8 protein-coding genes and 1 pseudogene are annotated in these 12,310 nt (G+C 41.7%); 2 read left to right on the forward strand and 7 right to left on the reverse strand.

Features of this window, described 5'->3' with window-relative positions; all coding sequences use genetic code 11:
* Nucleotides 1–99: 99 nt before the first annotated feature.
* Complete coding sequence (gene cysS / locus HMPREF0666_RS14495; RefSeq protein WP_009013124.1) at nt 100–1,587, forward strand: cysteine--tRNA ligase; 1,488 nt, start codon at nt 100–102, stop codon at nt 1,585–1,587.
* Between the two features lie 715 nt (nt 1,588–2,302).
* Here the strand turns inward: cysS and HMPREF0666_RS14500 are convergent.
* The 7 genes from HMPREF0666_RS14500 to HMPREF0666_RS14530 all read right to left on the reverse strand — a co-directional run bounded on the left by HMPREF0666_RS14500 (nt 2,303) and on the right by HMPREF0666_RS14530 (nt 10,096).
* Entirely contained in the window at nt 2,303–2,959 is a 657-nt protein-coding gene (locus HMPREF0666_RS14500; RefSeq protein ID WP_232214126.1) for a LytTR family DNA-binding domain-containing protein, read from the reverse strand.
* 254 nt (nt 2,960–3,213) lie between these two features.
* Complete coding sequence (locus HMPREF0666_RS14505; protein ID WP_009013126.1) at nt 3,214–4,224, reverse strand: 2-oxoacid:ferredoxin oxidoreductase subunit beta; 1,011 nt, start codon at nt 4,222–4,224, stop codon at nt 3,214–3,216.
* A 105-nt stretch (nt 4,225–4,329) separates the two neighbouring features.
* Nucleotides 4,330–6,228, reverse strand: a complete 1,899-nt coding sequence (locus tag HMPREF0666_RS14510; protein ID WP_009013127.1) for a 2-oxoacid:acceptor oxidoreductase subunit alpha — start codon at nt 6,226–6,228, stop codon at nt 4,330–4,332.
* A 72-nt stretch (nt 6,229–6,300) separates the two neighbouring features.
* Nucleotides 6,301–7,302: a glycoside hydrolase family 16 protein gene (locus HMPREF0666_RS14515; protein WP_009013128.1), complete on the reverse strand. Its 1,002-nt coding sequence runs from the start codon at nt 7,300–7,302 to the stop codon at nt 6,301–6,303.
* A gap of 312 nt (nt 7,303–7,614) precedes the next feature.
* Nucleotides 7,615–8,214, reverse strand: a complete 600-nt coding sequence (locus HMPREF0666_RS14520) for a hypothetical protein (RefSeq protein WP_009013129.1) — start codon at nt 8,212–8,214, stop codon at nt 7,615–7,617.
* 57 nt (nt 8,215–8,271) lie between these two features.
* Nucleotides 8,272–9,324, reverse strand: coding sequence for a glycosyltransferase family 9 protein (locus HMPREF0666_RS14525; RefSeq protein ID WP_009013130.1), 1,053 nt, complete (start codon nt 9,322–9,324; stop codon nt 8,272–8,274).
* A gap of 166 nt (nt 9,325–9,490) precedes the next feature.
* Entirely contained in the window at nt 9,491–10,096 is a 606-nt protein-coding gene (locus HMPREF0666_RS14530; RefSeq protein WP_009013131.1) for a DUF4254 domain-containing protein, read from the reverse strand.
* A 2,033-nt stretch (nt 10,097–12,129) separates the two neighbouring features.
* On the opposite strand from HMPREF0666_RS14530, the pseudogene tssD reads away from it, so the two are divergent.
* A pseudogene (gene tssD, locus HMPREF0666_RS14535) lies at nt 12,130–12,310 on the forward strand (type VI secretion system tube protein TssD); the annotation flags it as partial.

A 12,310-nucleotide genomic window follows, 5' to 3' on the forward strand; every position in this document is an offset into this window, starting at 1 on the left:
TACAAATACATGACAAAGATAATAAAAATTCTATGTAGACGCATCATGGCTGACAATAATTTTGTACTTTTGCATCAATAAGATATAAACAACGGCATTATGCAAGACTTAGTTATTTACAATACACTGCATCGTAAGAAGGAACTCTTCCAACCGATTGCAGCTCCTAACGTCGGAATGTATGTTTGTGGACCAACCGTTTATGGCGACCCACACCTCGGACACGCTCGTCCGGCTATCACTTTCGACATCCTTTTCCGTTATCTTAAACACATAGGGTACAAGGTGCGTTATGTTCGTAACATCACTGACGTGGGCCATTTGGAGCATGATGCTGACGAGGGTGACGACAAGATTGAGAAAAAAGCACGTCTTGAGCAATTGGAGCCAATGGAGATAGCACAACACTATACCAACCGCTATCACGATGCTATGCGTTTGCTCAATGTGCTTCCACCAAGTATTGAACCGCACGCAACGGGTCATATCATTGAACAGGAGGAGTTAGTAAAACAAATCCTAACCAATGGCTATGCCTATGAAAGCAATGGAAGTATCTATTTCGATGTAGAGAAATACGATAAAGACCATCACTATGGCGTTCTCTCTGGGCGTAACATCACTGACATGATAAACAATTCTCGTGAGTTGGCGGGCGTTGGTGAGAAGCGTAATCAGATTGACTTTGCCCTTTGGAAACGTGCTATGCCAGAGCATATCATGCGTTGGCCGTCTCCTTGGAGCGATGGTTTCCCTGGTTGGCACTGCGAGTGTACAGCGATGGGACGCAAGTATTTGGGCGATCACTTCGATATTCATGGTGGTGGAATGGACCTTATCTTCCCTCACCACGAGTGCGAGATTGCACAAGCAGTTGCTTCACAAGGCGACCAAATGGTGAAGTATTGGATGCACAACAATATGATTACCATCAATGGACAGAAGATGGGCAAGTCGCTTGGTAACTTTATTACGCTTGAACAGTTCTTTACGGGCAATCATGAAACGCTCACACAGGCGTACTCTCCAATGACGATTCGCTTCTTCATCCTATCTGCTCACTATCGTGGAACAGTCGATTTCTCTAACGAAGCACTACAGGCTGCTGAGAAGGGATACGAGCGTTTGATGAATGGCATTGAGGATTTAGCACGCATCCAACCTGCTGCTACGACGGATGAGAATACGAAGACGTTTGTTGATGGCTTCCGTCTGAAGTGTTACGATGCAATGAACGACGACTTGATGACCCCTGCTGTCATCTCAACTCTCTTTGAGGCTTGCCACTTGGTGAACATCCTCATCGACCATAAAGCGCAGATTTCAGCCGACGATCTTAGGGAGTTAACAGAGGCTATGCAGCTCTTTGCCTTTGATATTCTCGGTCTTCAGAATGAGCGTGGGGCCAATAACGATGCTCGTGAGGAGGCTTATGGCAAGGTAGTCGACATGGTTCTCGACCTTCGTGCAAAGGCGAAAGCAGAAAAGAACTGGGCTGTCAGCGACCAGATTCGTGATGCACTTGCTGACGCAGGCTTCCAAGTTAAGGACACCAAGGACGGTGTTACGTGGAAACTTGACCGATAGGCATTAGCCTTATTCAGCCTCATCTCTATGATGGTCTGCCATCTGATGTAAGCATGATGATAGTGGGGATTATCCTTAGTCATCGATAAATATTATTCAAACCAAGGACAGCTATACCAGCATTGTGTCAGTGATATGATCTCACCACATGCGGTATAGTTGTCCTTTTTCTTCTCCCTCTCTTGTAAAATAGGCGTACCCCTACCAAATAGACACATCCTTTCTTGGATATAGCGAGCCTATTAGTTTGAACATAATCACTGACTTTCTTATAGATAGAAGTCCTATCGACTGAACATAATCTCTTACTTTCTTGTTCATAGAAATTCTATTGGCTTGAACGTAAACAACTACTTTCTTGGTATATAAAAAGTCTACTCTCCCTTTTCTTTTGACGTTTTTTATAGTGGTAAAAGCTGTTTATTACAAGTATTCCAATCGTCTTTATTATCAGACAACTCCCCCTCTTGCGAATTATTTTCATGAAAATAAATATTTATTGTCGTGAAGAAAAATATTTTTTTTCATGAAAATAATTTCTTTCTTACATGAAAATAATTCGAAAGGAAGGGTGGTTTAGTCGTTCCTAATTCGTTTGCGAGGGGTAGAACAAGTAGGTAGAGAGAACTTACAGGCAGTTATCAAGCGGAGAGAACACGCATTTTAACAATGCTATTAGCACTAAACAGAAGACAGACTACAGCCTGCAAAGACCTTAACCAACAAAGTGGCGAAGGCCTGAAACAAACGTACGAGAGACGGGAATGATGTCTTCACAACCAGTGAGGAGCAACTGATAGCCGTTAGAATTACCTTTTGCAGATACGATGTTATTGACATTTACAAGGAAGGAACGATGACATTGGAAGACATTATCGTATGGAAGGTCATCCTTCAAGGCTGTCAATGTAGAGCGGAGCTCGGTCTTCTGTAACCTACCTTCCTTTATATAACAAACACAAACATTGTTTTTTCGTGCTTCGATATAGAGTAGATTGTTGATAGGTAAGGTCAGGTCGGTCCCCCGAAGGTTCTGGTCGTGCAGCGTAATGATGACATCCTCTTGCTCGTCTGTAGTCTTCTTTATCATCTCTTCCAGTCTGTTATTCAACATACGGTTATAGTTTAACAACGTAAAGATAGCCGTAACGATTACCCAAACAAGGAAGGTCCAATAAAAGAACACCCAAAAGAGCTGCCATGACAACGGTATGTGGAAGAAGAAAGCAGCATAGAGCGTCAGAGAGATAGCCAACGCAAACTCGATAGCAACACTGTAAATAATCATGTAAGCATTGGTTACTGGCATCTTCTTCTGTGCTGGTCGTCTGAAGAAAAAGAAAGTACATAGCCACTGAACACCTATGGTCATGACGCAAAAACCAAGACACATCAAGAAAATACTACCCCTATATCGACTGATTCCAAACGGCTGCAGGAGGTAAAGAAACAAAAAAATGCCAACTCCCAACGCAACACTTGTGCGCCAGGAACTGGCATTTGTATGTATCATATACTTGCTACGTAGAAATGAGGTTAGCCTACTCATGACATCTTAAATGGTTGTTCTGCCCACAAAGATACATCTTTTCCTCTTTTCGTGCAAGTGTATTTCGTCTTAAATTATTACTCTTTTACTTCCCAAATATCATTGGTTTCGAGCATCTCCATAAAGGTGTGGTAATGTTTCTGCGCCTTTACCTCCTCTATCTGCTGATTAACAGCAGCGTCGTAGGTAGGAACCTCAACGTCACGAATAACTCCGAGGGCGATTGGGAAACCCTCTTCATTACTCATCATGGCAAGCTTCAACTGTAAAGTATTATCTTGACAGTGGGCGTCATGTATGAGAATATCATCACGGGTAACGCCGTTCTCACCTATTTTCACCACCTTTAAGCCGAAGCCTTCTTGTACGAGTCCAAACTCTTGATTGGCTCCAAAGATCAAAGGTTCGCCATGCTTGACGTAGATAGCATTCTCTTTACGACCTTGAGAGGTGTAGACAGAGTTGTGACAACCGTCGTTGAAGATGACACAGTTCTGTAAAATCTCGCATACGGCAGCCCCCTTATGCTGATAGGCAGCCTTGAGGATAGCGATTGTCTCAGTATTGTCGCTGGCAACACTACGTGCGAAGAAATTGCCACGAGCACCGAAACAGAGCTCAGCTGGGCGGAACGGGTCCTCCGTTGTACCGAATGGACTTGACTTAGAGACGAAGCCGCGTGGACTTGTTGGGGAATATTGTCCCTTAGTAAGACCGTAGATGCGGTTGTTCAGGAGAATCATATTCAAGTCTACATTACGGCGCATAGCGTGGATGAAATGGTTACCACCGATAGCAAGAGCGTCGCCATCACCAGAAACCTGCCAAATAGTAAGGTTCGGGTTCGTGACCTTTGCACCTGTAGAAATAGCTGCTGCACGACCATGGATAGTCTGCATAGCGTATGTATTTGCATAATATGGTAATCGACTTGAACATCCGATACCACTAATAACGGCTGTTTCGTAAGGTGGAACACCTAACTCTGCCATAGCTTTCTGTAGGCTGGCAAGGAAGAAATGGTCGCCACAGCCAGGACACCAACGTGGCTGTCCCTTCTTGAAATCTTGTGCTGTATATTGATTCATGACTTTTTGTTTTAATTCATCATACGTAATTATGATTACTGCTATTCACTCTGCATTATCAACAAGTAACTCGTCATCCTGTGACTTGTTTACTCGTCAATATGCTTACTCAAGTATCTTCGTATAGAAAGTACCCGTTTCCTCCTTTGGTAGAGGCGCCTTAAGGAGCTTCTCGAAACTTGTAACCAACTCGGTGACAACGAATGGTTGTCCCTTAACTTGGTTATACTGATAAGGAGCGAAATGGTTCATACGGATACGAAGGAGGGCAGCAAGCTGTCCAAGGTTCTGTTCTGCAACAACAACCTTCTTGTATCGAGCAAGCACTTCTGCAGTGTTCTTTGGTAATGGATTCACATACTTGAATTGTGCCAAAGCAACCTTATGTCCCTTACCACGCAACACCTCCATAGCTGAATAGAGATGACCGTATGTACTACCGAAGCCTACAATGAGTAAGTCGGCATCATCCTTGTCGCCTAAAACAGTCAAGTCAGGTACAGGAATACGTGCCACCTTGTTCCAACGGATGTGGTCCATCTTGTCATGATTCTCTGGGTCAGTAGAGATACTACCTGTCTCTCCGTCTTTCTCCAGTCCACCCAAGATATGTGCATACCCTTCCGTACCTGGGATAGCCCAGTAACGTGCCAACGTCTCAGGGTCACGTTTGTATGGAGTGTACTTATATTTCTGATCTTCTGTGACGAAATGAGGATGAATCTCTGGCAACTCATCGATATTAGGTAGCTTCCAAGCAGATGAACCATTAGCTATGAAAGCATCGGTAAGGAGCACGACTGGCGTCATGTGTTCCAGTGCTATCTTACAAGCGTTATATGCTGCATCGAAGCAATCGGTAGGACTTGTCGCTGCAATAACAGGCATTGGACTCTCACCATTACGGCCATAAAGCACCTGCAAGAGGTCGGTCTGCTCACTCTTCGTAGGCATACCGGTTGATGGTCCACCACGCTGTACGTCAACAATCACCAATGGAAGCTCGTCGATAAGCGCAAGGTTCATGGCCTCACTCTTCAAACAGATACCAGGACCAGAGGTTGAAGTAGCAGCTAAAGCACCTGCGAAAGCAGCACCAATAGCCGATGCACAGCCCGCAATCTCGTCCTCACACTGAACGGTTGTCACACCCATTGACTTATGCTTTGCCAACTCGTGTAAGATATCTGTGGCTGGAGTAATAGGATAAGAACCTAAGAACAGGCGCAAACCAGCACGCTCTGCCGCTGCCATCAGACCATAAGCAGTTGCCTTATTACCTGTGATATCCATGTAGCGGCCAGGCTCCTTGACCTTAGACTCAATACGATAAGTATTAGGAACAGAAGCATGTACGTTATGACCATAGTCATATCCTGCACGTACAACCTTTATATTTGCCTCTGCAATGGCTGGTTTCTTCTTGAACTTTGTCTCAAGATAGTTGTTTACCAACTCTAAGTCACGATTGAACAACCAGCAAACAAGACCTAAGGCAAACATATTACGGCACTTTAACATGGATTTGTTGTCCATACCAGTATCTGCCAAACAGTCTTTCACCATCTTTGTTATTGGACAAGCCACTACGCGATCAGGGTCGATACCCATCTCGCCTAAATAGTCATCACTACGGAACTCGGCCTTCTGAAGGTCACGTTGACCAAAAGAATCGGTGTCAATAATGATCGTACCGTTGGGCTTGCAGTGCTTATACTGCATCTTCAACGCTGCAGCATTCATTGCTACAAGGACGTCACAACGGTCACCAGGAGTATAAACCTTACCCGCACCGATATGAACTTGGAATCCACTCACACCTGTCAAGGAACCTTGCGGGGCACGAATATCAGCCGGATAGTCTGGAAAAGTAGACACACCATTGCCGACAGATGCCGAGACAGTAGTGAAAATGTTACCTGCAAGTTGCATACCGTCACCTGAGTCACCAGAAAAGTGTACTACAACACTGTCGAGCTCTTTCACTTCGATTTGTTCTTCCATAGATTATTTCTTGTTTATGTTAGTAAATCGTTTCTGTATTACTTAGCTTTTCTACCATAGTAGTAAAGCTTATTATATAAATTTCTTGCCATTAGAGACATAGATGCCCTTGGGCAGTTCACTCTCTGTCATCCCCATCTTAGCACCCTGTAGCGAATAGACATCGTTGCTCTCCGTGCATTCTTGAATCTTCGTCATAGGGACGCTGATAACAGTAGGGATGTGCTTTTGTTTCTGATAGACACGTATCCAATCTATGTGCATCTCATAGGTATGATTAACATCTGGCTTTTTCGCCCATGAACCATTGCCCACTGACTGATTGAGAATCAGGTAGAAATTAGACTTATCAAACGGCCATTGCTCCTGACTATCATTCTGCTTCTTATATTGGTAAACACGTTTACCATCTACAAAAAAGGTCAGCACGTCTTCTTCCCACTCTACCGCATAAATATGATAACGATTCATAGGCATCCAAAGATTGCCAGAATGTGGCTCATTTCCATGACTTTGTGTCCACGCAGAGTGTACGGTTGCATAACAACGCTGCTCATTATCAATCTGCTCAAAGATATCAATTTCACCGCCTTTCGGCCACCCTAATGTTGTCTTTGGCATCATCCAAATAGCAGGGAAATTACCGATAAACGGATTAACCAGCGCCCGACATTCTACTCGACCAAAGCGGAACATAAAACTCTGACTGGTCTCTATTCCCCCTGAGAGCATTTCCACGTTGTCTTTCGACTTGTCTGGATTAGGGATAGCACGCAAAACAAGATTACCATCCTGCATATATGCGACTTCAGGAGAGCTGCTCAAAAAACGTGCCCATGTCACTTTAGGATAACGCGTACAGTATCTCCACACCTTTGTATTAGGTAAGGTGCCATTTGGTTCATTAAACTCATCATGGAAGACGAGTGTGTATTCTGAACCAGGAGTTTGCTCACCAGATGGCAAAGGCTCAACACCATTTACCAAGTTAACATCTTGTGCAAATGATATTGTGGATAACAATGCCATTATAAGCACTGTAAGCATTCTCTTAATGTTCTTCTTTTGCGACATGAATTTATTAAGATCTTATCTGAAACGGTAGTACTTGGAAAGCGTAGTATCATCCTTATAAATAGGTGATAACAGAGGGTTCATAACATGACATTGGTCTGCTTTCTCCCATGTAACTTTCTCGACTTACCCTTTTTTAGATTATCTTTTGTTTACGTTAGTATATTCTGAGGACAAAAGTGCAAAATATTATTGAGAAAACAAAATCTTTTGAGGAGAAAAAAATATTTTTATATCTTACAAGGAAAAACGTTCAAGAAATTAACCTTTTAAGGGCTTGAAAGGAGTAAAACTATTTATCCTCCACTCCTATTATTTAATCTTTGGTGGAATAAACTTGATTCTTTTTCTAAAAGGACTGATAGGACTAATTGTTCTCTTTCTTATTTCGTCACTTGACAGCAATGTTGCCTTATTGTCATTATGTTCAATAAGTATAAAGGCGTAGTCATCATAGCGCTCATGGAGACTATCAGGCACTATCTGATGATAAGCTTTCTTATATTTCTCCTGCCTCATGAAGGAATCTGAACGTGAACAGAGGAAGACAATACGATTGTCAACCTTGAAATAATGAGAAGGATACATATCTTCAATAGACCATTCTCCTCCCATAAAAGCATCATTATAAGCAGGTTGGATAACAAAGATGTCATTGTTGATATAGACACCATTGCTAATAACACCATGGTCTTCATAGCCATATCCAGCTTTAAGAATAAACGTACTATCCTTAGGATATTGTTTAACAAAATCGCGAATACAACTTAGAAAGGCAGTCTTCATCTGTACTGTATCAACGAGAACCAGACTATCTAATGGATTATTCTCCGTCAGCTTGGAACTTGTCTTATTACAGCAGGAGGACAGCATGGTAAGAAGAAAGACGAGTAGAGTGACCGTTTGTTTCATATTATTGGAAGTTTAAAGATTAATCTCTTTTATCATTTTCTTTCTTTTATTCTTCTATTAAGAATGCAACCCTTCTTCAAGACGACGCACAATCTCTTCTGGAAGAATATTATTCATACAAGCAAAGTCGCCACGATGGCAGGGTTTGTTACCAAAGACTGAACAAGGACGACAAGAGAGTGTATTGATTTGAACAGCATCTTCTTCCTTCTGCTGCCAACCCATAAATCCACAATAAGGGTGGGTTGCGCCCCACACACTTACAACTCGTGTACCTGCGAGGGAAGCGAGGTGCATATTAGCACTGTCCATTGAGACCATAGTATCGAGGTGACTCATAAGGATAAGTTCTTGCTCTAACCCTTTAAGGACACTTGCCACACATAAACATTGTGGATATTGCGTAGCCCAACGATTGAGTACTTCAATCTCTTCCTTGCCTCCACCAAAGAGAAAGATACGCCAAGACGGGTGTTGCTCAGTTAGTTTACGTATCACAAGTTCCATTTTCTCCTGTGGATACATTTTACCCGCATGAGCTGCAAAGGGTGCAATACCTATCCAACGCTCCTTTTTCTGCTTCTTTCCTATAATGTTTGGCAGACGTTGTAAGTCGCCTCCTTCAGGTGGAAAGATACTCGTAAATTCGAGTTTAATAGGATAACCTAATTCCTTAAGCACATCTGCATAATTCTGAAAGGATGTGGGCTGTTGTATGAAAACCTTATTTTCTTCCCGACAAAGCAATTTCTTACCTTGCTTATGTTTATTGATATGTGCCACAGAATAGCCACCAAGGAGAAAACGAAAGCGAAGGAAACGAGTGCGGAGTACATTGTGAAGGTCGGCTATATCGGTAAACTGCTTTGCCACCAAGCGCCTATATAGTTTGTTAAGACCCGTCAATCCCTTATATTCCCCTTTCAGATCAGCTTCCATAAAGCATACATTAGAGGCAAGACCTTGGAAGAATGGTCGTGCAAAAGGACGAGAAAGCACACTTATTCTCACATTTGGATACTGCTTTGCAAGCGAATAAACGATAGGAACAGTCATGGCTATATCACCCATGGCAGAGAATCGAATGATAAGAATATGTGGGGTTTTCATAGGCTAACAAGAATAAATAAGCAGAATAAGAAACGAGAACACTGGCTATTATCAGTTAGGATAAGCAAATAAGATATACTTATTCAATAACCTTATAAAGCATATTTGCATTTACTCAAGACGAGTAATTACACCCCTCCCTATGTCTTGTGGGAGGGGCATCATTCTATTTCTTATTATAAAGAATCGGATTTGTTGCAGGATCGTTGTACATCTTCATCTGGCGATAAACCTTCATGTACTTTCGACCATGCTCGATGTCATCGAGCAATTGGTCGATGGCAAGACTGAGATCTTTCTGTTGTTCGAGGAGGATGTTCAGCTTAGACTTACATTTTTCGATGTGTTCTGGCGAAGCATCTGTACGCTCCGTCTGCTCTTTCATGTGATAAATCTTCAATGCAAGGATAGACAAGCGATCTACTGCCCATGCTGGACTTTCGGTATTAATAGTAGCATCTGGGAGAGGCGTCACATCAGAGTAGAGCTGACGGAAATATGAATCAATCTGCTCAACAAGGTCAGTACGGTCCTGATTAGAACGGTCTATACGATGCTTAAGGCTCATCCCTTCTTCAGGATTGATATGCGGATCACGGATTAAGTCCTCGAAATGCCACTGTACAGTGTCAATCCAGCATTTCAGATAGAGACGATTTTCGATAGAATCTCTGTCATAAGGGTTACTAATCGGTGTATCAACATTATCCGTAATATGATAATCACGGATTGCCTGATTGAAAATCTCGTTACAATGTGTTGTAAATGACATTCGGTTTTTATTTTTCTATTTATTCTGCAAATATAAAGTAAATTCCTTAAAGGACAAAATAAAAGCTATTGTTTTTCATCGTTAATTACCTAAACTCACCTTGTATATAAAGGTAGGAAATAACAGGCAGCGTCAAAAATAGAATGTTAAACCAATGTAACAGACGATATCATACCCCTACTAGGCACAAAGAGCAACGAAGGTGTAGCGTCCAGATTCCTGATAAATCTTTTGGGTTAACCACTTTGGGTATATAAGCTCTAATAAAACTGGCTAACAATCTCCGTCACTCTACGCACCGACGGTACCTCCATGACTAACAGTACTTTATTTTGATAACTCTCCGTACTCTCCTTTTCTCTATGTGACATTTCATCAGAGACCTAAGCTTAGGCGAGTCATTATTACTCCAAAATTATGAAGAAACCCCAAAACAGTATGGACTATACTAAACAACTATCAACATAGAACTACGAAGTACACGAAGACAGAGGATACAGAAGGAACAACACTTTAAATGTTCTCAGACAGAATGACATAATGACAGGAAGAGACTGAAAGCTCTGGACGATTGGAGATTTTAATGTTCTCAGACAGATGGACATAATGACATAGAGAGACAGAGGGCACAGAAGGAACAACGATTTCAATATTCTCAGACAGAATGACATAACGACATAGAGTGACCGAAAGCTCATACATAAACAGAAGAACATAATGACAAAGAGTGAATAAGGGGCAGAATGAAGATGGGGTACGTCATCTGAATGGTGTCATTGGCTTCATTTCTTTAGGAGCATGAGGAATGCTGATGGGCATACCGGAGCAGTCTTTCTCTTGGTAAAATCACGCTGGATTCGATGCACAGTATGGTTTTTAATTTGTTGGTGGTATAAAACATCGTTTTTCTTGATGTTGCAAAGATACGACAGTATTTCTGAGCTTCCTAATTTTTGGATATGTAACTTCAAGAACTTATAATAATTGGAAGCGGTCGACAAACTTTTTATTGTGTCAGCTGGTAGGACAGTTGAAATGACATTGTCCTGACCTTAAGAAATTAATTGTACGATTTAAAGGTATAGGCGTAGAGTTCCCATATAAACCAGCCATGAATAAAACTAAGGAAAAGGATGGATGATGTAAAGATTTATCGCATACACCATATCCAATACTTCCTTTTCATGGTTCAAGAAGACGCCCTTCTGCCCTCAAGAACATGCCCTTCTTGATGCTTGTTAAGGCTCTTCTTGTGTCTTAATAAGCACCTTCTCCTCCACTGCTCACAACACACTGATTTAATGCAGATTATAGACGTGAACCATGTATATAACCTTCGTCATTAACTCCTACCTTTCATTACATTTTTGTTGAGACTTTTCATACTCACACCGAGTTCCACAGACATACAAATACGGAGGTTTAATTGAGTGGTACAAAGACGGACTATCCATAAATAGAATGACATATTAAAAGATGATATAATGCCACATGGGAATAAGACTGGTATGGACTATACTATACAACTATCTACAAAGAACTACGAATTACGCAAATTGCACTAAGACAGAGGGGACAGAATGGACTATGCTTTTAATGTTCTCAGACAGAATGACATAATGACATAGAGTGACTGAAAGCACTGAACTATTGGAGATTTTAATGTTCTCAGACAGAATGACATAATGATATAGAGTGACTGAAAGCTCTTACATAGACAGAATGACACAAACACAAAGGGTGGATAAGGGGCAGAATGAAGATGGCTTTGAATGTGTATAAGATATTAAACCTTTGTTATTTAATGTTGTATCAATTGCTTTTATGATATTATATAATTACTTTTGACAACGAAAATGACAACAGATTGCAAATCTTCCTCTTCTTCCAAAGAGCAAGACTGTTTTACAGCCACACGCAGAGGAGACTTCAAAACGTTGTTAGGGGTTTTCTCTTTTTTGTTTCTCATACGTGAGGGAAATTAAGATGACCTCGTTTTCTTATTTTTTCTAACTACTTTAAAATTATCTATCATGAGTTCATTTAGAGCAACATTGGAATTAGGTGGCAAGGAGTACGACGTACTCTATTCTAACTACGAGTTCAGTCGTACGACTGACAAGAAGGGTCAGCCTGCATCAAGTATCTCTGGTTGGTCGTATCAGCGTCACTATCGAGTCTACTGATGACACTTCTACTATCGAGGCTATGCTC

The sequence above is a fragment of the Prevotella sp. C561 genome (genome assembly GCF_000224595.1).
GTDB lineage: Bacteria > Bacteroidota > Bacteroidia > Bacteroidales > Bacteroidaceae > Prevotella > Prevotella jejuni.

Excerpts from the sequence above, each read along its gene's own strand:
- cysS (WP_009013124.1), top strand. The coding sequence starts at position 100 with ATGCAAGACTTAGTTATTTACAATACACTGCATCGTAAGAAGGAACTC.
- HMPREF0666_RS14500 (WP_232214126.1), bottom strand. The coding sequence starts at position 2,959 with ATGACCATAGGTGTTCAGTGGCTATGTACTTTCTTTTTCTTCAGACGA.
- HMPREF0666_RS14505 (WP_009013126.1), bottom strand. The coding sequence starts at position 4,224 with ATGAATCAATATACAGCACAAGATTTCAAGAAGGGACAGCCACGTTGG.
- HMPREF0666_RS14510 (WP_009013127.1), bottom strand. The coding sequence starts at position 6,228 with ATGGAAGAACAAATCGAAGTGAAAGAGCTCGACAGTGTTGTAGTACAC.
- HMPREF0666_RS14515 (WP_009013128.1), bottom strand. The coding sequence starts at position 7,302 with ATGTCGCAAAAGAAGAACATTAAGAGAATGCTTACAGTGCTTATAATG.
- HMPREF0666_RS14520 (WP_009013129.1), bottom strand. The coding sequence starts at position 8,214 with ATGAAACAAACGGTCACTCTACTCGTCTTTCTTCTTACCATGCTGTCC.
- HMPREF0666_RS14525 (WP_009013130.1), bottom strand. The coding sequence starts at position 9,324 with ATGAAAACCCCACATATTCTTATCATTCGATTCTCTGCCATGGGTGAT.
- HMPREF0666_RS14530 (WP_009013131.1), bottom strand. The coding sequence starts at position 10,096 with ATGTCATTTACAACACATTGTAACGAGATTTTCAATCAGGCAATCCGT.